At 73.7% G+C, this 25027-nt stretch carries 20 protein-coding genes and 1 riboswitch; of the genes, 13 read left to right on the forward strand and 7 right to left on the reverse strand.

Features of this window, described 5'->3' with window-relative positions:
- Positions 1-19: 19 nt before the first annotated feature.
- Positions 20-1624 carry an AMP-binding protein gene (locus ACQZOG_RS23455; protein WP_033274097.1) on the reverse strand — a complete coding sequence of 535 codons (1605 nt, stop codon included), beginning with the start codon at positions 1622-1624 and terminating at the stop codon, positions 20-22.
- Between the two features lie 118 nt (positions 1625-1742).
- On the opposite strand from ACQZOG_RS23455, the gene ACQZOG_RS23460 reads away from it, so the two are divergent.
- The 5 genes from ACQZOG_RS23460 to ACQZOG_RS23480 all read left to right on the forward strand — a co-directional run bounded on the left by ACQZOG_RS23460 (position 1743) and on the right by ACQZOG_RS23480 (position 5590).
- Positions 1743-2870 (forward strand): acyl-CoA dehydrogenase family protein, encoded by a 1128-nt coding sequence (locus ACQZOG_RS23460; protein WP_261675774.1) that lies wholly within the window; start codon positions 1743-1745, stop codon positions 2868-2870.
- Positions 2867-3265 carry a RidA family protein gene (locus ACQZOG_RS23465; RefSeq protein WP_430741772.1) on the forward strand — a complete coding sequence of 133 codons (399 nt, stop codon included), beginning with the start codon at positions 2867-2869 and terminating at the stop codon, positions 3263-3265. The genes ACQZOG_RS23460 and ACQZOG_RS23465 overlap by 4 nt, the downstream gene beginning before the upstream one ends.
- 41 nt (positions 3266-3306) lie before the next feature.
- Positions 3307-4131: an alpha/beta fold hydrolase gene (locus tag ACQZOG_RS23470; RefSeq protein WP_037642193.1), complete on the forward strand. Its 825-nt coding sequence runs from the start codon at positions 3307-3309 to the stop codon at positions 4129-4131.
- Positions 4132-4290: 159 nt separating this feature from the next.
- Positions 4291-4722, forward strand: coding sequence for a DUF6299 family protein (locus tag ACQZOG_RS23475; protein ID WP_261675775.1), 432 nt, complete (start codon positions 4291-4293; stop codon positions 4720-4722).
- Between the two features lie 100 nt (positions 4723-4822).
- Positions 4823-5590 (forward strand): hypothetical protein, encoded by a 768-nt coding sequence (locus ACQZOG_RS23480; RefSeq protein WP_051724434.1) that lies wholly within the window; start codon positions 4823-4825, stop codon positions 5588-5590.
- Positions 5591-6167: 577 nt separating this feature from the next.
- Here the strand turns inward: ACQZOG_RS23480 and ACQZOG_RS23485 are convergent.
- Positions 6168-7232, reverse strand: coding sequence for a PucR family transcriptional regulator (locus ACQZOG_RS23485; protein WP_033274092.1), 1065 nt, complete (start codon positions 7230-7232; stop codon positions 6168-6170).
- Between the two features lie 257 nt (positions 7233-7489).
- Between ACQZOG_RS23485 and ACQZOG_RS23490 the strand changes: the two genes are divergently transcribed.
- From ACQZOG_RS23490 to ACQZOG_RS23510, 5 genes are all read left to right on the forward strand, one after another.
- Positions 7490-7681, forward strand: a complete 192-nt coding sequence (locus tag ACQZOG_RS23490) for a hypothetical protein (RefSeq protein ID WP_037642195.1) — start codon at positions 7490-7492, stop codon at positions 7679-7681.
- A 130-nt stretch (positions 7682-7811) separates the two neighbouring features.
- The gene (locus ACQZOG_RS23495; RefSeq protein WP_037642196.1) at positions 7812-9857 is read left to right on the forward strand and encodes an SPFH domain-containing protein; all 2046 of its coding nucleotides are present in this window, start codon (positions 7812-7814) and stop codon (positions 9855-9857) included.
- Positions 9858-9927: 70 nt separating this feature from the next.
- The gene (locus ACQZOG_RS23500; protein ID WP_430741773.1) at positions 9928-14889 is read left to right on the forward strand and encodes a DNA repair ATPase; all 4962 of its coding nucleotides are present in this window, start codon (positions 9928-9930) and stop codon (positions 14887-14889) included.
- Positions 14890-15152: 263 nt separating this feature from the next.
- On the forward strand, positions 15153-15947 hold the full coding sequence (locus ACQZOG_RS23505) for an SGNH/GDSL hydrolase family protein (RefSeq protein WP_037642198.1): 795 nt from the start codon (positions 15153-15155) through the stop codon (positions 15945-15947).
- A gap of 144 nt (positions 15948-16091) precedes the next feature.
- Positions 16092-16607 carry a hypothetical protein gene (locus ACQZOG_RS23510; RefSeq protein WP_033274087.1) on the forward strand — a complete coding sequence of 172 codons (516 nt, stop codon included), beginning with the start codon at positions 16092-16094 and terminating at the stop codon, positions 16605-16607.
- A gap of 101 nt (positions 16608-16708) precedes the next feature.
- Here ACQZOG_RS23510 and ACQZOG_RS23515 read toward each other — a convergent pair whose 3' ends face one another.
- From ACQZOG_RS23515 to ACQZOG_RS23535, 5 genes are all read right to left on the reverse strand, one after another.
- Entirely contained in the window at positions 16709-17965 is a 1257-nt protein-coding gene (locus ACQZOG_RS23515) for an MFS transporter (protein WP_387787277.1), read from the reverse strand.
- 107 nt (positions 17966-18072) lie between these two features.
- Positions 18073-18933 (reverse strand): energy-coupling factor ABC transporter ATP-binding protein, encoded by an 861-nt coding sequence (locus ACQZOG_RS23520; protein WP_033274085.1) that lies wholly within the window; start codon positions 18931-18933, stop codon positions 18073-18075.
- A complete protein-coding gene (gene cbiQ / locus ACQZOG_RS23525) occupies positions 18930-19679 on the reverse strand; it encodes a cobalt ECF transporter T component CbiQ (protein WP_033274084.1) in 750 nt (249 codons plus the stop codon). The genes ACQZOG_RS23520 and cbiQ overlap by 4 nt, the downstream gene beginning before the upstream one ends.
- 7 nt (positions 19680-19686) lie before the next feature.
- The gene (locus ACQZOG_RS23530) at positions 19687-20073 is read right to left on the reverse strand and encodes an energy-coupling factor ABC transporter substrate-binding protein (protein ID WP_051724433.1); all 387 of its coding nucleotides are present in this window, start codon (positions 20071-20073) and stop codon (positions 19687-19689) included.
- Positions 20070-20780 carry an energy-coupling factor ABC transporter permease gene (locus ACQZOG_RS23535; RefSeq protein WP_033274083.1) on the reverse strand — a complete coding sequence of 237 codons (711 nt, stop codon included), beginning with the start codon at positions 20778-20780 and terminating at the stop codon, positions 20070-20072. The genes ACQZOG_RS23530 and ACQZOG_RS23535 overlap by 4 nt, the downstream gene beginning before the upstream one ends.
- A gap of 30 nt (positions 20781-20810) precedes the next feature.
- Positions 20811-20993: riboswitch (cobalamin riboswitch) on the reverse strand.
- A gap of 191 nt (positions 20994-21184) precedes the next feature.
- Between ACQZOG_RS23535 and ACQZOG_RS23540 the strand changes: the two genes are divergently transcribed.
- Genes ACQZOG_RS23540 through ACQZOG_RS23550 form a run of 3 tightly spaced genes read left to right on the forward strand, consistent with a single transcriptional unit; the run spans position 21185 to position 24677 of the window.
- Positions 21185-22777, forward strand: a complete 1593-nt coding sequence (locus tag ACQZOG_RS23540; RefSeq protein WP_058917150.1) for an ABC transporter substrate-binding protein — start codon at positions 21185-21187, stop codon at positions 22775-22777.
- A gap of 44 nt (positions 22778-22821) precedes the next feature.
- A complete protein-coding gene (locus ACQZOG_RS23545) occupies positions 22822-23790 on the forward strand; it encodes an ABC transporter permease (RefSeq protein ID WP_058917994.1) in 969 nt (322 codons plus the stop codon).
- The gene (locus tag ACQZOG_RS23550; RefSeq protein ID WP_058917151.1) at positions 23787-24677 is read left to right on the forward strand and encodes an ABC transporter permease; all 891 of its coding nucleotides are present in this window, start codon (positions 23787-23789) and stop codon (positions 24675-24677) included. Before ACQZOG_RS23545 ends, ACQZOG_RS23550 begins: the two co-directional genes overlap by 4 nt.
- Positions 24678-25027 lie beyond the last annotated feature (350 nt).

Consider the following 25027-nt stretch of genomic DNA (forward strand, 5'->3'; position numbering starts at 1 on the left):
TGGGCCCGCCGCCCCGGCATCAGCCCTGGTCGTTCCCGGCGCCGGTGCGCAGCCGGAACCGCTGGAGCTTGCCGGTGGCCGTGCGCGGCAGCGCGTCCAGGAAGACGATCTCCCGCGGGCACTTGTACGGCGCCAGTTCCTCCTTCACGAACGCCCGTAGCCCCTCGGCGTCCCGCCCGGCGCCCTCCCTGAGGACCGTGTAGGCCACCACGACCTGGCCCCGCGCCTCGTCGGGACGCCCGACCACCGCCGCCTCCACCACGTCCGGATGGCGCAGCAGCGCGTCCTCGACCTCGGGGCCCGCGATGTTGTAACCGGCCGAGATGATCATGTCGTCGGCGCGGGCCACGTAGCGGAAGTAGCCGTCGGGGTCGCGGACGTAGGTGTCGCCGGTGACGTTCCAGCCGTCCCGTACGTAGTCCCGCTGGCGCGGGTCGGCCAGGTAGCGGCAGCCGACGGGCCCGCGCACCGCGAGCAGCCCCGGCTGTCCGTCGGGCACCGGGACGCCGTCCGCGTCCTGCACCCGCGCCTGCCAGCCGGGCACCGGCACACCGGTGGTGCCGGGGCGGATGTCGTCGTCGGCGGCGGAGATGAAGATGTGCAGCAGCTCGGTGGCGCCGATGCCGTTGATGATGCGCAGCCCGGTGCGCTCGTGCCAGGCCCGCCAGGTCGCCGCCGGTAGGTTCTCGCCCGCCGAGACGCAGCGGCGCAGGCTGGACAGGTCGTGCCCGTCCGCCGCCGCCAGCATCGCCCGGTAGGCGGTGGGCGCGGTGAACAGCACCGACACCCCGTGCTGCTCGATCGCCGCCGACAACTGGTCAGGGTGCGCCTGTTCGAGCAGCAGGGCGCTCGCGCCCGCGCGCAGCGGGAACACCACCAGACCGCCGAGCCCGAAGGTGAAGCCCAGCGGGGGACTGCCCGCGAACACGTCGTCGGCGACCGGCTTGAGGACGTGCCGGGAGAAGGTGTCCGCGACGGCCAGCACGTCCCGGTGGACGTGCATGCAGCCCTTGGGCTTCCCGGTGGTGCCGGAGGTGAAGGCGATCAGGGCGACGTCGTCGGCGGCCGTCGGCACCGCGTCGAACGGTCCTTCGGGGGCCGGGCGGTGCAGCAGGTCGTCGCGGGAGTCGCCGCCGAACACGGCGATGCGCAGATCCGGGACCTCCGCCTTCACGAGGTCGTCGAGGGAGCGCACGTCGCACAGGGCGTGCCGCACCTCGGCGAGCGCGCAGATGGTGGCCAGCTCGTGCGGCCGCTGCTGGGCCAGCACGGTGACGGCGACCGCGCCCGCCTTCAGCACCGCCAGCCAGCAGGCGGCCAGCCAGGGGGTGGTGGGCCCGCGCAGCAGCACCCGGTTGCCGGGCACCACCCCGAGGTCCGTGGTGAGCAGCCGGGCCAGCCGGTCCACCCGCGCGCGCAGCTCCCCGTACGTCCAGACGCCGCCGTCGGGCGTGCGGAACGCCGGGCGGTCGTCGGGCTGGCCCCGGAGCAGCTCGGCGGCGCAGTTCAGCCGCTCGGGGTGGCGCAGCTCCGGCAGGTCGAAGCGGAGCTCGGGCCACTCGTCCGGTGGCGGGAGATGGTCGCGGGCGAAGGTGTCGACGTGCGCGGTGGGCCGTGGATTCATGCCGGTTCGCCCCCTTGGCGTGGTGGGCTCGCATCAGGAGCGTAGCGTGTTGGTGACGGCAGTCAACGGTTCGCGATAACCTCGGCGGGTGGCCCACCGGCGAGGGAAGGGACCGGCGATGACCGCATTCTCGCTCGAACCGTCACAACTCGCCCGGTGCGCGGAGCTGCGCACCCTGGCCGTCGAACGGCTCAGGCCGCTCGCCGAGAAGGGGGAGCCGGGCCGCGTGAACCGGGCGCTGGTCGCCGAGTTGGGCGCCCTCGGACTGCTCTCCCGGCTGTTCACCTCCGGCGCGCTGGACCTGTGCCTGATGCGCGAGTCGCTCGCCCAGGCGTGCACCGAGGCGGAGACCGCCCTCGCCCTCCAGGGCCTCGGCGCCCACCCCGTGCACGCGCACGGCACCCCCGAGCAGAGGGAGCGGTGGCTCCCCCGGGTGAGTGACGGCTCGGCGGTCGCGGCCTTCGCCCTCTCCGAACCGGGCACCGGCTCCGACGCGGCCGCCCTGTCCCTGGGCGCGGAACGCGACGGAACCGACGGGTGGCGGCTCACCGGCGAGAAGTGCTGGATCTCCAACGCCCCCGACGCCGACCTCTACACCGTCTTCGCCCGCACCACGGCCGGCGCGGGCGCGCGCGGCGTGACCGCCTTCCTCGTCCCCGCCGACCGGCCCGGCCTCACCGGCAGCCGCCTCGACATGATCGCCCCGCACGCCCTCGGGACCCTGCGCTTCGACGGCGTACCGGTCACCGCCGCCGACGTCCTCGGCGAACCCGACGCGGGCTTCCGGGTCGCGATGGACACCCTCAATCTGTTCCGGCCGAGCGTCGGCGCGTTCGCCGTCGGCATGGCACAGGCCGCCCTCGACGCGACCGTCGCCCACACCGCCACGCGGGACGCGTTCGGCGGGCGGCTCAAGGACCTCCAGGCGGTCGCCCACCAGGTCGCCGAGATGTCCGTCCGCACGGAGGCCGCCCGCCTGATGGTCTACGCGGCGGCCACCGCGTACGACGAGGGCGCGGACGACGTGCCGCGGCGCTCCGCCATGGCGAAGCTGCTGGCCACCGAGACCGCCCAGTTCGTCGTCGACACCGCCGTCCAGCTGCACGGCGCGCGCGCCCTGTGCCGGGGCCATCTGCTCGAACACCTCTACCGCGAGGTCCGCGCGCCCCGCATCTACGAGGGGGCCAGCGAGGTCCAGCGCGGCATCATCGCCAAGGAGCTGTACAAGACCCTGGAGGCCCGGTGACCGCCGAGCGCGTCAACCCGCCCGACCTGTCCCCGCCCGCCGGCTTCTCCCACGCCGTCGTCGCCGCCGGCTCCCGCGTGGTGTTCCTCGCCGGGCAGACCGCCCTGGACGGCGACGGGAAGGTCGTCGGCGACACGCTCCCCGAACAGTTCACCCGCGCCCTCACCAACCTTCTCACCGCCCTCCGCGACGCCGGCGGCACCCCCGCCGACCTGGCCCGCGTCACCGTGTACGCCACCGACGTCGCCGCGTACCGCGAGCACGCGCGCGAACTCGGTCGTCTGTGGCGGGAGTTGGCCGGGCGCGACTACCCGGCGATGGCCGTCGTGGAGGTGGTCAGGCTGTGGGACGAGGAGGCGATGGTGGAACTCGACGGTTTCGCCGTCCTCCCGTGAGCCGCCGGGCGCGCCCCGCCCGTCCCTCCTAGCCTGGAGCGATGCCGGAGATCGAGCTGAGCGCGGGCACCGTCGCGTACGAGGACACGGGCGGCGACGGGCCGGTGGTCGTGCTCCTGCACGGCCTGCTGCACGACGCCTCCGTCTGGCGTCATGTCGTCGCCGAACTGCGCACCGACCACCGCCTGGTCGCGCCGACCCTGCCCTACGGGGCCCACCGCCGGCCGATGCGCCGGCCGCCCACGCCGGACCTGGTCAACGAGCTGATCGCCGAGTTCCTCGAGCGGCTGGACCTGCGGGACGTCACGCTCGTCGAGAGCGACTGCGGGCGGGCCCAGACGGTCGCCGCGCGGCACCCCGAGCGGCTGGCCCGGCTGGTGCTGATCTCCTGCGAGGCCTTCGACAACTACCCGCCGGGGCTTCCCGGCAAGATGATCGGGCTCGCGTGCCGGGTGCCCGGCGGTGTTCCGCTGATGGTCCGTGTGCTGGGCTGGAAGCCGTTGCGCCGGCTTCCGGTCGGCTTCGGCGCCCTGACGAAGCGGCCGGTGCCGGACGAGGTGGTGGAGCGGTGGCTCCGGCCGCTGCGGACGGATCCGGCGATCCGGCGGGACTTCCGGCACTACCACACGCATGTGCGGCGGACGGAACTCCTGGAGGCGGCGCAGGGGCTGCGGCGCTTCCAGCGCCCCGCTCTCGTCGTCTGGGCGACGGAGGATCTGATGATGCCGCGGGAACACGGTCGCATGCTGGCGGAGCTGCTGCCGCGGGGGCGGTTGGTGGAACTGAGGGGGACGCGGACGTTGATCGCGGAGGACCGTCCGCAGCGGTTGGCTTCGCTGCTGCGGTGGTTCGTCGCGGAGGGTTGAGCGGTACGGCCGAGCGCGGGCCGGTGGGGGCTGGTCGCGCAGTTCCCCGCGCCCCTTCAGGGCGGGGGCGCGGCCGGAAGGGTGAGGACGAGTGGCCGCGGCCCCGCGAGGCGGGTACTGCTGGAGTTCCCTCTTCCGCTCACTTCGGAGGTCCCCCTCATGCCCGTACGCCCCCTCCTCGGCGCCGCGCTGCTGCTGCTCGGCGCCGCCGTCGCGGCCCCCTCGGCGGCCGCCGCGCCGTCCGCCCCCGCGGAGTACGTCACCGTCGATCCCGAAGGAAAGATCGCCGCCGACGGCACCGTCACCCTCACCGGCACCTACCGCTGTGTCGCCGGCACCGGACGGGTCTACATCAGCTCCTCGGTCAGCCAGTCCACGCCCAACGTCACCTACGGCATCGGCGGCTCCGTCGCCGTGTGCGACGGCGCGGAACACCGCTGGCAGAACAGCGGCAAGACCCTGCGGAACGCCCTGAAGCCGGGCCCGGCCACGGTGGAGGCGACCCTGCTGGAGCTGCGCGCGAGCGGCATCCTGATCCTTCCCGTCCCGCACGCCACCGGCCGCCACGACGTCACCCTCGTCGAGAGCTGACCACGCGCACCACGGCTGCCGGGCGCCGGAAGCACCTCCGCCGACGTGCTGCCGGGCCCGGGCATGGACCTGAGCACCGCCCGGGCGTCACCGTGTCCGCATGGTCCGCATCGCCCGCACCGTGGCCCTCGCGCCCGTCCCGCGTCCCTGGTTCGTCGACGCCCTCGGGGCCGTGACCGACCTCGCCGAGAGCACGACGGCGGAGGACGGGCGCGTCCTGCTGCCCGACGGCCGGCAGGCACCGGAGCTGCGGCTGGCCGAGGGACGCCATCTGCGGCCGGGCGCGGTGTACGAGAGCACCGAGGAAGCCGACGCCGGCAAGGGCACCGACACGGTACGGATCACCGTCGAGGAGTGGCGCCGTACCCACGCCCTGCGGGTCGCCTTCTCCGGGTCCGGGTCCGACGGCGACCTCACCGGGCGGGCCGCGCTGTTCGGGCCCGACCGGCCGGACCGCGTCGAGCTGTCCGGCCGCGCGGCGCTCACGGGTGTCTGGTCACCGCTGTCCCGGTTCGACGTAGACGCCGAACTGCGGTGCGGGGACTGGTGGCAGACGGCGGACGGGGGCGGCGGCGTGCGCAGGCCGCCGCTGCGGGCGCGGCTGACGTGCGGGGTGGCCCGCGCCGAACTGACGGCGGTCCCGCGTCCCGGCCCCGGCCACGGCGACTGGGAGGTCACGGTCGCCGTGCGCGTGCGCGGCCGCGGTCTGCTCCGCCCCCTCGTGTCGCTCGGCCTGGCCCTGGCCCGCCGCCCCCTCACCCGCGCGGTCGCCGAGGCCGTGGACGACGCCGCGCGTGACTGGAACGCCCAGGTGCCGCAACTGACCGCCCTGGGCCCGGAGGAGCTGCGGCAGAAGCTTCTGACGTAGCCGTAGGCCCAACACCACCGCCAGGCCCGGCCGGTCCGGCAGCCGGGCCTGGACGGCGGCCGTCTGCTCGATCGGGACGACCGGGTTCCGCCCCGTGCCACCCGTGGCCCCGAGGGGCCGCATCGCAGGTTCTTGACGGAGCCGTGGCGCCTTATGCCGCGCGCGCGTCCGTCCGGCCGGTAGCCGGGCCTTGACGGCGGCCGTCTGCTCGATCGGGACGACCGGGTTCCGCCCCCGTGCCGCCCGTGGCCCCGAGGGGCCGCACCGCAGGCTTTTGACGGAGCCGTGGCGCCTTATGCCGCGCGCGCGTCCGGCCGGTCCGGTGGCCAGGCCGTGATGGCGGCCGTCTGCTCGATCGGAGCGGCCGGGTTCCGTCCCGTGCCACCTGTGGCCCTGAGGGGCTGCACCGCAGGCTTTTGATGGAGCCGTGGCGCCTTATGCCGCGCGCGCGTCCGGCCGGTCCGGTAGCCGAGCCCTGATGGCGGCCTTCTGCTCGATCAAAGGGCGACGGGTTCCGACCCGTGCCACCCGTGGCCCCGAGGGCCCGCACCGCAGCTCCCGGTGGAGCCGTGGCTGCTTACGCCACCGCCGCGTCCGGCCAGTCCAGCAGCCGTGCCCCGATGACCGCCGTCTGCAGCATGTAACGGTGCGCCGGGTCGCCGGGGTCGGCGCCGGTCAGGCGGTGGATCCGCTCCAGCCGGTACGTCAGCGCCCGCACGCTCAGCGACAGCCGGCGGGCGGCCTCGGCGGCGACACAGCCGGAGTCGAAGTAGGCGGTGAGCGTGTCCAGCAGCGGCCCGGCCCCGCCGCGCGCCTCGGTCAGCGGGCCCAGGGTGTTGTGCACCAGGTCGGCCATGGCCTGCCGGTCACGGGCAAGCACCGGGTAGACCAGCAGGTCGGAGGCGCGCAGCACCGGGTCGTCCATGTCCAGCCGTTCGGCGATCTCCAGCGCGTTCAGCGCCTCCTCGTACGACTGGACCACCCCGCCCGGTCCCGGCTGCGGGCGTCCGAGGGCGACCTGGCCGCCGTCGGTGGCGGCGTGCGCCTGCTTGGCGAAGTGGATGAGCACCTCCTGCTGGTGGCCGGGCGCGATGCACAGCAGCCGCCCGTCCTTCGTGGTGAGCAGGATGCTGCGGTTGCCGAACCGGGCGATCAGGGCGCGCTCCACCTGACGGGGCACCGGGTCGCCCTCCTCGTAGGCGACGGGGCCCCGGGCGACGGCGACCGCGTGCTCGTGGGACAGCCGCAGCCCGAACCGTTCGGCGCGCTCGGCCAGCCGTCCCAGGTCGCTGCGGCCGTACAGCAGGTCGTCGATGAACTCCCGGCGCGCCGCCTCCTCCTGACGGACCGCCAGCCGCTGCGCCCGCTCGTACCCTTCGGCGAACGCGTCCACCGCCTGCTGCACGGCGGCGAGCGCCCCGTCGGCCGCGTCCGTGCCGCGGGCCGGCCAGGCGCCGCGCGCCGCCTCGAGATGCGCGATGACGAGGGAGCGCAGACCGAAACCGGCCTCCGCGGCCTGTTCCCCGAGGGCGCGGCGGGAGACGAGTTCGTCGCGGGTGAGGCGCCGGCCCGTGGCCGCGACCTCCGTCAGTATCTCGGCGTAGCCCTCCAGATACTGCTCCGGAATCTCTCGTTCCGACACGTCGTCCCCTCACGTTCCTGACGTCGTCCTGATGCGTTCATGGCGGCACACCGGCATGCAGACCCTAGTGAACTTTGCCGGAAACCGGCAATGCGCGATACGGCCCGGGCCGTGCAGCATAGCTCGCGGGGAGCACTGCGGAGGTTCCGGTGCCGGACACCGGCAGGTGTACGGCACCGGGCCCGGAGGGGAGCGGTGCTGCCCGACGACATCGACCGTTGAACGCACGGACGGAAAGACGGAGAGGGGGCGGACCCATGCGGACCTTCGCGAACCGCGTCCACGGCCCGGCCGCCCCCCGCCGTACGGGACCGCTGCACCGCAGCGCCCCCGACGAACCCTGGCCGTCCCGGTCCCCGCGCACGCGCGGCGCGGACCGGGACGGTGCGGCGCGCCTGCGCGCGGAGGGCAACCCTCCGCGCCCGGCGCGAAACCGCGTCGACGGCTGAGCCGTCTCCACCACCACCGGACGACACCGCCTCGCCCCGGAGCGAGGCCCCACACCCTTGAGGCCCTCGCCCGCGAGGCGCCGCACACATCCGACTTCTGCCCGTAAGTCAGCCCAGAAGGACGTGTCCCATGGATGCCGCCACCGTGGGCATCGCCGTACTCGTCGGCGCCGCCCTGTTGTTCGTGCTCATCGGCCTGCTGCTCGTCACCAAACTGTTCCGCAAGGTGGAACAGGGCAAGGCGCTGATCGTCTCCAAGCTCCGCAAGGTCGACGTGACCTTCACCGGCTCGGTCGTGCTGCCCGTGCTGCACAAGGCCGAGGTGATGGACATCTCGGTGAAGACCATCGAGATCACCCGCGCCGGCAAGGAAGGACTGATCTGCCGGGACAACATCCGCGCGGACATCCGCATCACGTTCTTCGTCAAGGTCAACAAGACCGTCGAGGACGTCATCAAGGTCGCCCAGGCCGTCGGCACCGCCCGCGCCAGCGACCGCAACACGCTCCAGGAGCTGTTCCACGCGAAGTTCTCCGAGGCGCTGAAGACCGTCGGCAAGCAGATGGACTTCACCGACCTCTACACCAAGCGTGAGGAGCTGCGGTACCGCATCATCGAGGTCATCGGCGTCGACCTGAACGGCTACCACCTCGAGGACGCCGCGATCGACTACCTGGAGCAGACGCCGCTCACCCAGCTCGACCCGGGCAACGTCCTCGACGCGCAGGGCATCCGCAAGATCACCGAGCTGACCGCGGTGGAGCACGTCCGCACCAACGAGGCGCAGCGCAACGAGGAGAAGGAGATCACCCGGCAGGACGTCGACGCCCGCGAGGCGATCCTGGAGCTCCAGCGCCGGCAGACGGACGCCGAGATCAAGCAGAAGCGGGAGATCGAGACCGTGCGCGCCCGCGAGGAGGCGGAGACCGCGCGGGTCGTCGAGGAGGAGCGGCTGCGGGCGCAGAGCGCCTTCCTGAAAACCGAGGAACAGCTCGGCGTGCAGCGCGAGAACCAGGCCCGCGAGGTCGCCGTCGCCGCGAAGAACCGCGAGCGGGTCATCGCCGTGGAGAGCGAGCGCATCGAGAAGGACCGCCTGCTGGAGGTCATCGCCCGCGAGCGGGAGACGCAGCTGACCCGTATCGCCGCCGACAAGGAGGTCGAGGCGGAGAAGCGGGAGATCGCCGAGGTCGTCCGCGAGCGGGTCGCGGTGGACCGCACGGTCGCCGAGCAGGAGGAGTCCATCAAGAAGCTGCGGGCCGTCGAGGAGGCGGAGCGGCAGCGCCAGGCCGTCATCATCGCGGCGGAGGCCGAGGCGCAGGAGAAGCTGGTCAAGGACATCAAGGCCGCCGAGGCCGCAGAGCAGGCCGCCGCGCACCGCGCCGCCGAGGAACTCACCCTCGCCGAGGCCCGGTTGAAGACGGCCGACCTGGACGCCAAGGCCAAGCTGCGGCTCGCGGAGGGCGTCCGGGCGGAGTCCGCCGCCGAGGGTCTCGCCGCCGTCCAGGTGCGCGACAAGGAGGCCGAGGTCATCGAGAAGGCGGGTCGCGCCGAGGCCGAGGCCACCGAGGCCCGGCTGCGCGCGGAGGCCGAGGGCGCCCGCGCCAAGGCGCTCGCCGAGGCGGAGGCCGTCGGCAGCAAGCTGCGGGCCGAGGCCGCCGGCCTCACCGAGAAGGCCGCGGCGATGGCCGCCCTCGACGAGGCGTCCCGCGGGCACGAGGAGTACCGCCTGCGCCTCGAGGCCGAGAAGGACGTCCGGCTGGCCGGGCTCGACGTGCAGCGGCAGGTCGCGGAGGCCCAGGCCACCGTGCTCGCCACCGGACTGGAGAACGCGGACATCAACATCGTCGGCGGCGACTCGGTCTTCTTCGACCGCCTGGTGTCGTCCATCTCCCTCGGCAAGAGCGTGGACGGCTTCGTGCAGCACTCCGAGACCGCGCAGGCCCTCGCCGGGCCCTGGCTGGACGGCTCCGCGAGCTTCACCGACGACCTGAGCCGCATGCTCGGCTCCGTCTCCACCTCCGACATGCAGAACCTCACGGTGTCCGCCCTGCTGATGAAGCTGATGAAGCAGGGCGGCGACAACACCGGGCAGTTCAAGCAACTGCTCGACAAAGCGGGTGAGTTGGGTCTGGCGGACACTCCGCTGGCCGTGCTGAACGGCCACACCAGGGCCTGACCACCACCCGGCCGGGAGCCGCCGCACAGGGGACGGCGGCTCCCGGCCGGCACCTTCCCGAGAGGCAGCCATGACCACCGGCACCCACGAGACCCACCACGACACCGCCCGCCCCGGCCCCGCCCCGGAGACGACCGCCGGTACGACCCCGCGGCCCGGCACGGCGGTCGACGGCGGCGCCTACCAGGTGCTGCGTGACCGCCTCACCGACCGCGCCTCCGAACTCGCCCGCCGGGCGGAAGCGCTGAACCGGCGCCGGGCCGAGGAGTTCGGCGCGCCCGAACTGCGCCTCACCGGCACCGAGCGGCTGCGCACCGAACGCACCGCCGTGCCCCGGGACGTCGTCGCCGTGGGCGACGTGCTGCTCTTCGGCTACGAGACCCGGCCCCGCCCGGACCGGGACACCACCGTCGGCGACGTCCTCGCCGCACACGACCGCGACCTGAACCGGCTGCCCGACGACGCCGTGCCCGGCCTGCTCGACGACCCCGCCTTCCAGCGGGAGTTCGCCGCCCTGCACCGCTACTACCGGCAGGCCCGCCTGCTGCGGCTGCGCCGCGTCGAGGGCAAGCTGCTCGCCGTCTTCCAGACCGGTGAGAAGCCCGGCGACATCCGCGTCCTGCGCTGGACGGTCTCCGAGGACGGCCACGCGGAGTTCCTCGACGCCCGCGGCGACCGCGACCACGCGCGCGTCCCGCCCGCCGACGTCGAGTGGACCCCCGCCACCCGCGAGGACCACGTCCTCGGCCGCCACCCGCACGTCTCCGTGCGGGGCGAGGTGTTCGTCGACACCCTCGGCGGCACCCTCACCGTCAAGGCCGAGAACGACACCGGCACGCCGGACGGCATCCACAGCGAGCCCGTCGACGAGCCCCTGCAGTCCCTCGCCGACGCCGACATCGCCCACGCCCGCGTCGGCCCCCTGATCCTGCTCCGCGTCCTCCCGTACAAGGAGACCGCCCACCGCCACCTGGTCTTCAACACCCTCACCCGCACCGTCGTCCGCCTCGACGGCATCGGACAGGGCGTCCGCCGGCTGCCCGAGGACCAGGGCATCGTCTTCCCCGGCGGCTACTGCCTCGCCGCCGGCAGCCACAAGACCTACGAACTCGACAACGAGGGCATGGAGTTCGAGCGGGAGGTGCGCTCCCCGTACGGCGAGGACGTGCTCTACGCCTTCCACGCGCCCGCGCGCGGACGCGCCCTGCTGCTCTCCTACAACCAGATCCGCGAGGCCGTCGCCACCCCCATGGCCTGCCACGGCTGGGCCCTCTTCGACGACGGGCACCTCACCCTGCTGCGCCCCGACGGCGACGAACCCGCCCGCGTGCACCCCGTGCAGCTGTGGGACACGCCCTACCTGTCCGACGCCCGCGCCGCCGCACAGCCGGTGGGGGAGGGGCCGCTGGCCCGGGTGGGCAACGCCGATCTGGTGCGCGGCATCTCCGACTGCCTGTCGCTGGCCCGCGCCGCCGCCGAGACCACCCCCACCGCCGAAATCTACGCCACCCTCGCCGCCGCCTGCGTGCGCGCCCTGGACACCCACCACTGGCTCGGCGACCCCGAGGTAGGCGACCTGCGCACCCCGCTGGAGGAGGTGCGCGCCACCGCCGAACAGGTGCTCGCCGAGTTCGAGACCGTCACCGACCTCACCCGCCGGGCCACCGAGGCGCTCGACGAGGCCGAGGGGCGCATCGCCGCCGTGGTGCGCCGGCTGCGCGGCGAGCAGCCCCGCGAGGCCGCCGCCTGGGTGCGCGGTCTCACCGAACTACGTCAGGCCCAGGGCCACCTGCTGACCCTCAAGGAGATGCGGTACGCGGACCACGAGCGCATCGACGCGCTCGCCGCCGAGGCCGAGGACGACCTCGGCTCCTTCGGGCAGCGCGCCGTCGCCTTCCTCGCCCGCGAGGACGCCTTCGCCGCCCACCACACCGACCTGGAGCGGCTGCACGCCGACATCGAGGCGGTCACCACCACCGCCCAGGCCGCCCCGCTCGCCGCCCGCCTCGACGAACTCGCCGACGGGCTGCGCACGGTCACCGAGGTGGTCGCCGGACTCGACATCGCCGACGCCACCGTCCGCACCGGCGTCCTGGAGCGCGTCGCCGACGCCATGGGCGGCGTGAACCGCGCCCGCGCCACCCTCGACACCCGCCGACGCGCCCTGCTCGACCGGGAGGCGCGCGCCGGGTTCGCCGCCGAGCTGACCCTGCTCGGCCAGACCGTCACCGGCGCCCTCGCCGCCGCCGACGACCCGGACGCCTGCGACGACCAGATGGCCCGGGTCCTCGCCCAGCTCGAGGAACTGGAGTCGCGGTTCGCCGAGTTCGACGACGTCCTCGGCGAACTCGCCGACAGGCGCACCGAGATCTACGAGGCGTTCTCCGCCCGCAAGCAGAGCCTCACGGACGCCCGCGCCCGCCGCGCCGGACAGCTCGCCTCGGCCGCCGAACGCGTGCTGGAGACGATCGCCCGCCGCAGCGCCGCGCTCGCCGACACGGACGCGGTGAGCACCTACTTCGCCTCCGACCCGCTGGTCGCCAAGGTCCGCCGCAGCGCCGGCGAACTGCGCGCCCTCGGCGACCGGGTCCGCGCCGAGGAACTCGACGGCAAGCTGCGCTCCGCCCGCGAGGAGGCCGCCCGCGCCCTGCGTGACCGCACTGACCTCTACGCCGACGGCGGCCGCACCCTCCGCCTGGGCGCCCACCGCTTCGCCGTCTCCACCCAGCCCTTCGACCTCACCGTCGTCCCGCACGACGACGGCCTCGCCCTCGCCCTCACCGGCACCGACTACCGTGTCCCCGTCACCGACCCGGCCCTGCTCGCCGGCCGCCCGCTGTGGGACCGGCACCTGCCGTCGGAATCCCCGCAGGTCAGCCGCGCCGAACACCTCGCCGCGCGGCTGCTGCACGAACACGGCCCGGACGCCCTCGCCGCTGCCGACGACCTCCCCGCGCTGGTCCGGACGACCGCCGAGGAGGCGTACGACGAGGGCTACGAGCGGGGCGTGCACGACCACGACGCCACCGCGCTCCTCACCGCCCTGCTGCCCCTGTTCGAGGGCGCGGGCTCCCTGCGTCACGCCTCCGCCGCCCGCGCCCACGCCCTGCTGTTCTGGGCGCACGGCACCACGGAGCCGGAGCGCGCCGACCGGACCCGCCGCGCCCGCTCGCTGGCCCGGGTCCGGGACGCCTTCGGCGCGCCGCCCGCGCTGGACGCGCTGCGGGACGAACTGGCCCGCGCGGTGGGGGAGTGGGACCCGGACGCCCCGGTCCGCCCGGAGGCGTGCGCCGCGTACCTCTTCGACGAACTGACCACCGGGCCCGAGGGGTTCGTCCTCAGCGCCCGCGCCCGCACCCTGCTCGACAAGTTCCGCCGCACGGTCGCCGGCGAGGCGTACGACGAGGACCTCACCGCCCTCGGTGACCTCGCCGCGCGCCGGCAGCTCGTCGAGGCGTGGCTCACCGCGTACGCGCGGGCGTCCGGGGAGGAGACGGACGCCGGGGACCTCGCGGAGGCCGTGGCCGCCGAGCTGTGCCCGGACGTGCCCCGCCACGAGTCGGACGCGCCCCTCACCGTCACCGTGGAGGGCCTGGTCTCCACCCACCCACGCATCACCGACCGCCGTCTCACGCTGCGCCTCGACGAGTTCTTCGCCCGCACCGACGCCTTCCGGGCGCGCGAGGTGCCCGCCTTCCGGGCCTTCCAGCGCCGTCGTGCCGACCTCGTCACCGCCGAGCGGGCCCGGCTGCGCCTGGACGACCACCGGCCGCGCGTGATGGCGTCGTTCGTCCGCAACCGCCTGGTCGACGAGGTGTACCTGCCGCTGGTCGGCGACAGCCTCGCCAAGCAGCTCGGCACCACGGGCGAGTCCGCCCGCACCGGCGCCGGCGGACTGCTGCTCCTGCTGTCCCCGCCCGGCTACGGCAAGACGACCCTCATGGAGTACGTCGCCCACCGCCTCGGGCTGGTCCTGGTGCGGATCAGCGGCCCCGCACTCGGTCACGGCGTCACCTCGCTCGACCCGGCGGAGGCGCCGAACGCCACCGCCCGCCAGGAGATCGAGAAGATCAACTTCGCGCTGGCGGCGGGCAGCAACACCCTGCTGTACCTGGACGACATCCAGCACACCTCGCCCGAACTGCTGCAGAAGTTCATCCCGTTGTGCGACGCCACCCGCCGGGTGGAGGGCGTGTGGCAGGGCGAGCCGCGCACCTACGACCTGCGCGGCAAGCGGTTCGCGGTGTGCATGGCCGGCAACCCCTACACCGAGTCCGGCGAGGTCTTCCGGGTGCCCGACATGCTGGCCAACCGGGCCGACGTGTGGAACCTGGGCGACGTCCTGACCGGCAAGGAGGACGTCTTCGCACTCAGCTTCGTGGAGAACGCGCTCACCGCGAACCCGGTGCTCGCGCCGCTCGCCGGGCGCGACCGCGCCGACCTGGACCTGTTGATCCGGCTCGCCTCCGACGACCCGACGGCCCGCCCGGACCGGCTGCTCCACCCGTACGCGCCGACCGAACTCGACCGTGTGCTCGCGGTGCTGCGCCATCTCCTCACCGCCCGCCGCACGGTGCTCGCGGTCAACGCGGCCTACATCGCGTCCGCGGCCCGCTCCGACGACGCCCGCACCGAGCCGCCGTTCCTGCTCCAGGGCTCGTACCGCAACATGAACAAGATCGCCCAGCGGATCCAGCCCGTGATGAACGACGCCGAGCTGTCCGCCGTGATCGAGGACCACTACACGGCCGAGGCCCAGACCCTCACCAGCGGTGCCGAGGCGAACCTGCTGAAGCTCGCCGAGCTGCGCGGCACGCTCACGCCCGAACAGGCCGTCCGCTGGGCGGAGGTGAAGGCGGCCCATGTCCGCACACTCACCTTGGGCGGCCCGGACGACGACGCGCTGGCCCGCGCGGTGTCCGCCCTCGCCCTGCTCGGCGACCGCATCGCGGCGGTGGAGTCGGCGATCACGCGCGCGGCCGACCCCCGGCGCCTCCTCGCGACCCCGCCGCGGCAGGACGGGGAGGGCTGAACGGGGGCGTCGAAAGGACCGTTCGACCACACCGGGTGCCGGGCCGCGCGGGGGGCGGCCCGGCACTCTTTCCGCCACAAAATTGGCGTGAACATGGCGCAACCCAGGTTTATCTACGCGCGGAGCAGGATCGTCCACATCAGTATTCGGGTCATAGCGGATGACTTTTCGACCGGTAGTTACCGCGCGGTATTCCTCCCTGCTACAACACCAGTTGCTCCCTCAACTACCGTCGCGAGTTTCGTCGTGAGAGGCGGATACACGTGTCAACGCGTTCCCTGGGAACAACCCTCGCCACCCTCGTCCTCGGTGTGGCGACCGTCCTCGGCCTGGCACACCCTGCCGCGGCCGCCGGCCACCACTACGTGGCGCTCGGCGACTCCTACTCCTCCGGAGTGGGCGCCGGGAGCTACACCTCCGAGAGCGGCGACTGCAAACGCAGCACCGTCGCCTACCCGCAGCTGTGGAGCAACGCCAACGCCCCCGCGTCGTTCAAGTTCGTCGCCTGTTCCGGCGCGACCACCACGAGCGTGTCCTCCACGCAGCTGGGCGCGCTGTCCTCCACCACCACCCTCGTCAGCGTCACCGCCGGCGGCAACGACATCGGCTTCGCGAACGTCATGCAGACCTGCGTCCTGCAGTCCGAGGCCACCTGCGTCTCCGCCGTGAACAGCGCCGTCTCGCAGATGCAGAACTCCCTGCCGGGCAAGCTCGACTCGCTGTACTCCGCGATCCGCTCCCGCGCCCCGCAGGCCCGTGTCGTCGTCCTCGGCTACCCGCGCTTCTACAAGCTGTCCGGCAGCTGCATCGTCGGCCTCAGCGAGACCGAGCGCAACGCCATCAACAGCGCGGGCGACACGCTCAACTCGGTCATCGCGAAGCGCGCGGCCAACGCCGGGTTCGCCTGGTCCAGCGTGGTCGACGAGTTCACCGGGCACGAGATCTGTTCGGGCGACGCCTGGCTGCACAGCGTCACCATCCCGATCGGCAACTCCTACCACCCGAAGGCCGTCGGCCAGTCCTCCGGCTACCTCCCCGCCTTCCGCTCGGCGGCCTGACGGGACATCAGCGGCACGCGCAGGCGGCAGCATTCCGTTTTGTCCTCTGGCGGACGCGCGTAGACCCCGGGCATCATCGGTCTGCTCCGCCTGCACAGCCGTCCCTCACCCCCACCCTGGCTCCCAGCAGGAAGGTCCCCCCACATGAAGACCCTCAAGGCCCCCAAGCTCCGCTCGGTCCTGACCGCCCTCGCCCTGGTCGTCGCCCCCGGCGCGGCCGTCGTCGGCACCGCGGGCGAGGCCTCCGCCGCCACCAAGATCAGCCACGCGACCGCGACCTCCATGTTCAGCCAGGTCGGCATCACGTGGTCCTCGTCCGGAGGCTGCTCCAACCGCAACGTGTCCACCTGCACGTCCTTCGACCAGCTCAACCTGGCCACCGCGCAGGGCGCCCAGACCCTGAAGCGGGCCAGCGGCTGCGCTCTGAACATCACCGGCGGAACCGAGACCGGGCACGCCTCCGGCACGTACTCGCACTGGAACGGCTACAAGCTCGATTTCGGCAAGACGACCTGCGTCGGGAACTACATCAAGAACACGTTCACCTACATCGGCGTGCGCGGCGACGGGGCCCAGCAGTGGCAGTCCGGCTCGGGCAACGTCTACGCGGACGAGGGCAACCACTGGGACGTCACGTACTACAACTGCGGCGGCTGCTGACAGGTCCGTTTCGGACGCTTACGTCTACGCAGATCCCCGCGCCCCAACACCTCAGGGGCGCGGGGAACTGTGCAAAGGGCAGGACAGGACGCCGAGCCTTCTCACACGGTGAGTCCGCCGGAGGCACCGGCACCGGCACCGTCACCGGCACCGGCCTCGGCACCGGCCTCGGCCTCCCGGTGACGGGACCCGCGCGTACCGGCCGCGGGCGCCACGAAGACGGCCGCGGCGACGAACGCCAGGACCACGACCATCGCAGGGCGCAGCCCGTAGTGATCGCCGAGGAAGCCGAGGGTGGGCGGCCCCACCAGGAACGCGACGTAGCCGATGGTGGCCACGAGGCCGACCCGTGCGGTCTCGTCGGGCCCCGAGTCGCCGGCCGCCGACAGGGCCACCGGAAAGCCCAGGGACGCGCCCAGTCCCCAGAACAGGACGGCCGCCGCCGCCACGACGGCGTTGTCGGAGAAGATGACCAGGCACAGTCCGACGGCACCGGAGACCGCGCTGGCCCGCACCACGGCCGCCCGGCTGTAGCGGCTGAGGAAGAACGAGCCGCCGAAGCGTCCCAGGGTCATCGCGGCGGCGAACCCCACGAAGACGAGCGAGCCGACGGCGGCGTCGAGACCGTGGCCGTCGACCATCAGCAGCGGCAGCCAGTCGTTGGCGGCGCCCTCGGCGAGAGCCATGGCCAGGACGATGGCCCCGATCATCAGCAGCCGCCGGTCCTTCCACACCCGCGGGCCCGTCGGCCGTACGGAGCCCGAAGCGGGCGCCGCGGCACGGACCCCGGTCCCGGCGGGGACGCCGCCGATGGCGTACCCGAACATCGCGGCCGTCACCACGGCCACCGCCAGGAGGTGCCACTGGGCGGGGAACGCCGCGGCGGTGGCCGCCATGCCGGCCAGGCCGCCGATGACGGTGCCCAGGCTGAAGCATCCGTGCAGCGTGGGCAGGACCGGCCTGCCGGTGATCCGCTCGACGTCGGCGCCGTCCACGTTGATCGCCACCTCGCCCGCCCCGACCCCCAGGCCGAACAGGCACAGCCCCGCGGCGACCAGGGGCGCGGAGGCGAGGGCGGTGCCCCCGCCCACGACGACCACGCTCGCGACGACGAACAGCGTGCCGAGCGCCGTCACGGGCCTGGTCCCGAACCGGGACACGAAACGGCCGGAACACAGGATGCCGGCCATGGAGCCGACGGACAGCCCGAACAGCACCAGCCCCATCTCCCCCGTGGACACACCCAGACGGTCACGGACGTCCGGGGTGCGCGTGATCCACGAGGACATGGCGATGCCGTTGAGGAAGAAGAAGAGGTACAGCGCCCGGCGGCGTCGGCGTACGGCACGGTCGGTCACGGTGGGGCTCCGCCGGGAATGGTGAGAACGAGGGGCAGGCAGGCGATGATCCCGCTCACCCACCGAGTAGGAACAAATGTACACATCGGTCCGCCGGCGCCTTCGGCCTAGCCCGGCCGCCGGTCCCCGTACTCCGGCAGGGCGGCCAGCGCCGCCAGCTCCTCCGGGGTGCGAGGACCGGCGTCCGCGGCGCCGGCCGGCCCCCGCGCCCGCAGGAACAGTCCGGCCGCCACACCCCACGGCAGCCTGAGCCCCGCCGCCGTGAGCAGGTCCCGCCGGGCCAGCGTCTCCGCGACCGGCCCGGTGTGGGCGCCCGACGGCGTCAGCAGGGCCGCGTCGTCGGCCCAGCGCAGGGCGAGGTCCACGTCGTGCGTCGCCATCACCACCGTCGTGCCGCCCGCCCGCAGACCGTCGAGCGTGGCCAGCAGCCGTTCCTGACCGTCGGGATCGAGGCCCGCCGTCGGCTCGTCCAGGATCAGCACCCGCGGCCGCATCGCGACCGCGCCCGCGATCGCCGTCCGTTTCCGCTGCCCGTACGACAGCAGATGCGTGGGCCGGTCGGCGAGCGCGGCGATGTCCAGCGCCTCCAGCGCCTCCGCGACCCGCGCACGCACCTCCCCGTCCGGCAGCCCCAGGTTCAGCGGCCCGAACGACACGTCCTGCCCCACGGACGCCGCGAACAACTGGTCGTCCGGGTCCTGCACCACCAGCTGCACGGTGGTGCGCAGCGCCGTCAGCCCCTTCCTGTCGTACCGCACCGCACGACCCGACAGCCTCAACTCCCCTCCGTGCGGCCGCAGTCCGCCGCTCAGCAGCCGCATCAGGGTGGTCTTGCCGCTGCCGTTGCGCCCCAGCAGGGCCAGCGCCCTCCCCTCGCGCACCTCGAAGTCGAGCCCGGTGAACACCGGCGGCCCCTCCTCGTACGCGAAGGACACGTCCCGCAGTGCCACCAGCACGGATCCGCTCACGACAGGGGCCTTTCCAGTACGCAGGTGAGGGCGGCCAGCGCCGCCAGGAGCGTCACGCTCGCGGCCGTGAACCGGGCGGACACCCGGGCCTCCGGCACCAGCACGCGCAGGGCGCCGTCGTAGCCGCGGCCCGCGAGCCCCGTCTGCAGCCGCGCCGCTCGGTCGAAGGACCGCACGAACGCGGTCGCGCCGAGCCCGCCGAGCGAACGCCAGGTGGCCGCACGGGTGGTGTGGCCGAGCCGCGCCGCCTGCGCCCGGTGCACCCGGCGCACCGAGTCCAGCAGCAGGAAGCTCATCCGGTACGTCACCAGCGCCACGTCCACGAGCGGCGCGGGCACCCCGGCGCGCACCAGGCGTGGCAGCAGGTCCGACATCGGCGTGGTGAACGCGAACAGCAGCACGCCCAGCGAGGCGGCCGAGGTGCGCAGCAGCAACTCCCCGGCGCGCAGGGGCCCGTCGGGGGCGGGTGACAGGAAACCGCCGGGCCCGCCCACCCGCATCAGCAGGGGCAGCGCCCCGGTGACGCAGAACCCCAGCGGCACCCGGTACGCCCGCCACAGCCGACCGGCCGGCACCGCCGCCGGGCCGAGCAGCAGCACCAGTGCGGTGACCAGCACCAGCGCGGCGCCCGGCCACGGGGGCAGCGAAATCGCGAGGACGGTGAGGCCGATACCGAGGACGGCCTTGTCCACGGGATGACGGCGGCGCCAGCGGCTGCTGTGCGCCGCCGCGTCGATCGGCAGCACGGGCCGGTCAGTCCCGTCCGCCGTCGGCGCCGGTGCGCGCCTCCGCGTCGGCGTCCTCCGCGTCCGCGTCCTGCGTGACGGCCCGCCCACGCGCCCGCGCCTCGCCCTGCCGGCGTCCGCGCCGCAGCCCGAAGTAGTACGCCAGGACGCCCGCGCCGAGCGCGGCCTGGAGGGCGAACAGCGCCGACTCGATCTCCCCGGACGGCGGTTCGTACAGCGGTGAGAACCACGGCTCGTAGTCCGGGTCGATCTCGGTGATCGCGGTCTCCGCCTCGCCGTCCGCCCCGGCGAACGGCTCCTCCTTGTGGTCGCCGAGCCCGAGCGCCAGCGGGATCACGGCGAGGGCGGCCACGAGCAGCAGGAGCAGGGTGTTGATCTTCGCGTTGCGGCTCACCGGGTCACCGCCTCGGCCGACTCGGCCTGCTTGCCCCCGGCCGCCGAGGTGACCAGCACCCCGAGCCGGGTCAGCTCGCCCTTGCTGGACTGCACCAGCAGGCGCATCACCAGCACCGTCAGCAACCCCTCGCTGACCGCGAGCGGGATCTGCGTGACGGCGAAGATGGAGCCGAACTTCCCCAGCGCGCCCAGGAATCCGCTGCCCGGGTCGGGGAACGCCAGCGCGAGCTGGACGCTGGTCACGCAGTACGTCGACAGGTCGGCGACGAACGCGCCGCAGAACACCGCGCCCATCAGCGGCACGTCGTACCGGCGCAGCAGCCGGTAGACGGCGTATCCGGCCCAGGGCCCGACGATCGCCATGGAGAAGACGTTGGCGCCGAGCGTGGTGAGCCCTCCGTGGGCGAGCAGCAGCGCCTGGAACAGCAGGGTGATGGTCCCGAGCACCGCCATGACCGGCGGCCGGAACAGGATCGCGCCCAGCCCGGTCCCGGTGGGGTGGGAGCAACTCCCGGTCACGGAGGGCAGTTTCAGCGCGGACAGGACGAACGTGAACGCTCCCGACGCGCCCAGCAGCAGCGTGCTCTCGGGGTGCTCTCTGACGTCACGGATGAGCGACCGGGCTCCGTGGACGACGAACGGCGCCGACGCGACGCCCCAGGCGACCGCGTGCGCCGGAGGCAGGAAACCCTCGGCAATGTGCATGGCTCAGCAGACCCTCTCCAGCACCTCGTGGATGGTTGACGCGCCTTGGCCGGTCTCCTGGCTGACGGGTACCACCGCCCGTGCTCCGCCTTCCCGGGTCCTTGAGGACCCAGTGGCTGCCCGTGAGGGCCGGAGCCGGACTTCCCGATCACAGTGGCGAGGGCCGCACCGGTATCGCACCGATTTCCCGTCACCAAGGCGTGGTGACAGTAGTCCCCGTCGCGGCCCGGTGACAAGCGGCGGCGGGGGCGCGCGGAGGGCGCCCGGCGGCTCGGACCCCGGCGCACACCTGCGCGTTCGGGCGGCCCGGCAACCCCGGCGACTGGGGGGCCGCCGTTCTGGGCAAGGTCTTCCTGCAACTAATATGCAAGAGCTATTTTCCAGCAACAGGGATGTGAGGTTCGATGACGACCCGACGACGCATACGGGGCGCCGCCGCCGTGCTGGCGACGGCCGCGGCGGTCTCCGCCTGCTCGGCGCCGGGCTCCGGCACCGCGGACGGCGCGGCGGCCGGCGAGTCCGTGGTGATCGGCGTCTCCACCGAGCCCGACACCCTCAGCCCGCTCCTCGGCTACGGCAAGGACGGCAACTCCAAGCTGTTCGACGGCCTCCTCGCCCGCACCGCCGACATGACCCTGGAACCCGCGCTGGCCAGGGCACTTCCGCGGATCACGGACGGCGGACGCACCTACACGTACACCCTGCGCGAGGGCGTGAAGTTCAGCGACGGCAAGCCGCTGACCGCGCGGGACGTCGTCTTCACCTACCGCACGGTCCTCGACGAGGACACCAACAACACCGCCAGGAGCGAACTCGCGGCCGTCAAGGACGTCCGGGCGGTGGGCGACGACACGGTCGTCTTCACCCTCCACCACCCCTACGCGCCGTTCGCCGCCCGCACGGTCCTGCCGATCGTGCCCGAGCACGTCGCCGGCGAGCAGGACCCCAACACCGGCGCCTTCAACACGAAGCCCGTCGGCACCGGACCGTACGTCCTCGTCGACTGGCGCAAGGGCGAGAAGCTCACCTTCAAGGCCAACCCGCACTACTGGGGCGGCACCCCGAAGGTGAAGAAGCTCACCATGGCGATCGTCTCCGACGACGACGTCCGCGCCACCCGGCTCCGCTCCGGCGACCTCGACGGCGCGGTCCTCCCGCCCAACCTCGCCGCCACCTTCAAGAGCGACGACGACAAGAAGACCTACCGGGCCACCTCCTACGACGTCCGCGTCGTCACCCTCCCCAGCGGCAACCCCGTCACCGGCGACACCGCGATCCGCCGCGCCCTCGACCTCGCCGTCGACCGGCAGGCCATGGTCGACAAGATCCTCGACGGCGCCGGCCGCCCCGCCTACGGCCCGCTGCCCGTCGACGACCCGTGGTTCGCCGAGGACACCGAGCGCCCGCGCGACCTCGCCGCGGCCGGCCGCATCCTCGACGCCGCCGGCTGGACGAAGGGCGGGGACGGCATCCGCGCCAAGGACGGCCGCCCCGCCCGCTTCACGCTGTACTACCCCTCCGGCGACAAGGTCCGTCAGGACCACGCCCTCGCCTACGCCTCCGACGCCAAGAAGGCCGGCATCGACGTCCGGGTGGAGAGCGCCACCTGGGAGGTCATCGAGCCCCGCATGAACCGGGACGCCGTCCTCGCGGGCTTCGGCAGCACCGGCGACCCGGACTTCGGGCTCTACACGATGCTGCACTCCTCCCTCGCCGGCGACGGCTTCAACAACATGGCCCACTACGACAACCCGGCCGTCGACCGCGCCCTGGAGACAGGCCGCCGCAGCCAGGACCCGGAGACCCGCAAGGCCGCCTACGACGCCCTGCAGCGCGCCCTCGTGAAGGACCCCGGCTACACCTTCCTCACCCACATCGACCACCTGTACGTGCTCGCCGACCGCTGGAAGGGCCTCACCACCCAGACCGAACCGCACGAACACGGCTTCGCCGCCGGACCCTGGTGGAATGTCGAGGACTGGCAGCCCGCGGCATGACCCACGCCCCCCGGCGGGCCACGACCCGCGTCCCCTGGCGCCCGATGGCACGGCTCACCGCGCGCCGCGCGCTGCACGCCGTGCCGGTGCTCCTCGTCGTCACGTTCGGCGTGTTCGCCGTCGCCGCCGCGTCCCCGTTCGACCCGGTGAGGGCGTACGCGGGCACGGCCGCGCTCGGCGCCGACCAGGAGACCCTGGACCGGCTGCGGGAGAACCTCGGCGTGGACCGGCCGTTCACCGCCCGCTGGTGGGACTGGCTGACCTCCGCCCTCGGCGGCGACCTCGGCCAGTCCGCGGTGATGCGGCAGCCGGTGGCCGAGGTCATCGGCGAACGGCTGCTGTGGTCCACGCTGCTGTGCGCCGTCGCGTTCGCCGCCGCCGTCCTGCTCGGCACGCTCCTCGGCGTGCTCGCCGCCCGCCGCCCCGGCTCCCTCACGGACCGCGCGGTCACCTCCGCCGCCTACGTCCTGGAGGCCGCCCCGGTCTTCTGGATCGCGCTCCTCGCGGTGTGGCTGTTCGCCCTCCAGCTGGACGTCCTCCCGGCGGGCGGCCTCACCGACACCGGCAGCGACCGGGTCACCTTCGGCGGCCTGACCGAGCACCTGATCCTCCCCGCCGGCGTCCTCGCCGTCTCCCAGCTGCCCTGGTTCACGCTCTACGTCCGGCAGGGCGTCGGCGACGCCCTCGCGGAGGACCCCGTGCGCGGGGCGAGGGCGCGCGGCCTCAGCGAACGCACCGTGCTGCTCGGCCACGCCCTGCGCTCCGGGCTGCTGCCGGTGCTCACCCTCATCGGCTCCCGCGTGCCGGAACTCATCACGGGCGCGCTGCTGGTGGAGACCGTCTTCAGCTGGCCCGGCATCGCCTCGGCCACCGTGGAGGCCGCCACCGCGGTCGACTTCCCGCTGCTCGCCGCGCTCACCACGCTCGCCACCGCCGCCGTCCTCGCCGGCAACCTGCTCGCCGACCTGCTCTACGGGCTGATCGACCCGAGGGTGAAGCTGGAGGAGATGTGACGACCGACGTCGACGTGGCGGACACGAAGCCGGCCTGGCGCGCGCACGGCGCCGCCCGCCGCTCCACACACGCCCTGCGGCTGCGCGTCTCCGCCACCCTGGTCGCCGTGACCGTGCTGGCCGTGCTCCTGGTCCCGCCGCTGGTCCAGCTCGACCAGCAGGCCGTCGACCTGGCCGCCAAGCTGCGACCACCCAGCTGGGCGCACCCGTTCGGCACCGACGACGTGGGCCGCGACCTGCTGCTGCGCTGTGTCTACGGGCTCCGCGTGTCCCTGCTGGTGGGCGTGGTCGCCGCGCTCACCGCCACCGTGATCGGCACGGCCGTGGGGGCCGCCGCCGGGGCGCTGGGCGGCCGGGCCGACCGCCTGGTGATGCGGCTGGTCGACACCCTGTCCTCCGTGCCGCACCTGCTGCTCGGCATCTTCATCGTGGCCATGTTCCGGCCGGGCGTCTGGCCGGTGGTGATCTCCGTCGCCCTCACGCACTGGCTGTCCACCGCGCGCATCGTCCGCGCGGAGGTGCTGTCGCTGCGGTCCCGGCCGTTCGTCGACGCCGCCGTGTCCGGCGGGGCGAGCCGGTGGCGGGTGACCGTACGCCACCTGCTGCCGGGCGTGCTGCCGCAGGCCGGTCTCGCCGCCGTGCTGATGGTCCCGCACGCCATGTGGCACGAGTCGGCCCTGTCCTTCCTGGGCCTCGGCCTGCCCACCCACACCGCGAGCCTCGGCACGCTGATCCAGGGCGCCCGGGGCTCCCTCCTCGCCGGCCAGTGGTGGCCCACCCTCTTCCCGGGCCTGTTCCTGATCCTCCCCACCCTGGCGATCGCCGGCCTGGCGGGCGTCTGGCGCGAACGGATCAATCCCCGCCGCCGATCGGAGCTGATGCTGTGACCGCGAAGGACGCGTCGACGTCGACGTCGACGGCTGTGACGGAACCGGGCGCGGGGGATGCCTCCGGGGTGCCGGCGCCCGACGCCTCGGTCCCGCGCACGGCAGGCGGCGGGGAGGCCGGTACGGCTCCGTCCGTCCCGACGGACGCCGCGACGGACGTGCCAACGAACGCCGCGACGGAGGCGTCGACGGACGCTGCGACGGAGGCGTCGACGGACGCTGCGACGGACGCCCCGACAGACGCTGCGACGAATGCCCCGACAGACGCCCCGGTGGAGGAGAAGGCGGTGTCGGCGGCGCCGGCCGACTGCGCGCGGGCCACGGAGGAGCCCGCCCGGGCGGGCGACCCG

Origin of the sequence: Streptomyces sp. P13-3-3 (assembly GCF_050571355.1) — a bacterium.
Classification (GTDB): domain Bacteria; phylum Actinomycetota; class Actinomycetes; order Streptomycetales; family Streptomycetaceae; genus Streptomyces; species Streptomyces althioticus.

Bases quoted from the DNA above. Each gene is read 5' to 3' on its own strand.
- ACQZOG_RS23510 (WP_033274087.1), top strand. From the start codon at position 16,092: ATGAAGACCCTCAAGGCCCCCAAGCTCCGCTCGGTCCTGACCGCCCTC.
- ACQZOG_RS23475 (WP_261675775.1), top strand. From the start codon at position 4,291: ATGCCCGTACGCCCCCTCCTCGGCGCCGCGCTGCTGCTGCTCGGCGCC.
- ACQZOG_RS23455 (WP_033274097.1), bottom strand. From the start codon at position 1,624: ATGAATCCACGGCCCACCGCGCACGTCGACACCTTCGCCCGCGACCAT.
- ACQZOG_RS23495 (WP_037642196.1), top strand. From the start codon at position 7,812: ATGGATGCCGCCACCGTGGGCATCGCCGTACTCGTCGGCGCCGCCCTG.
- ACQZOG_RS23535 (WP_033274083.1), bottom strand. From the start codon at position 20,780: ATGCACATTGCCGAGGGTTTCCTGCCTCCGGCGCACGCGGTCGCCTGG.
- ACQZOG_RS23500 (WP_430741773.1), top strand. From the start codon at position 9,928: ATGACCACCGGCACCCACGAGACCCACCACGACACCGCCCGCCCCGGC.
- ACQZOG_RS23490 (WP_037642195.1), top strand. From the start codon at position 7,490: ATGCGGACCTTCGCGAACCGCGTCCACGGCCCGGCCGCCCCCCGCCGT.
- ACQZOG_RS23545 (WP_058917994.1), top strand. From the start codon at position 22,822: ATGGCACGGCTCACCGCGCGCCGCGCGCTGCACGCCGTGCCGGTGCTC.
- ACQZOG_RS23540 (WP_058917150.1), top strand. From the start codon at position 21,185: ATGACGACCCGACGACGCATACGGGGCGCCGCCGCCGTGCTGGCGACG.
- ACQZOG_RS23470 (WP_037642193.1), top strand. From the start codon at position 3,307: ATGCCGGAGATCGAGCTGAGCGCGGGCACCGTCGCGTACGAGGACACG.
- ACQZOG_RS23460 (WP_261675774.1), top strand. From the start codon at position 1,743: ATGACCGCATTCTCGCTCGAACCGTCACAACTCGCCCGGTGCGCGGAG.
- ACQZOG_RS23480 (WP_051724434.1), top strand. From the start codon at position 4,823: ATGGTCCGCATCGCCCGCACCGTGGCCCTCGCGCCCGTCCCGCGTCCC.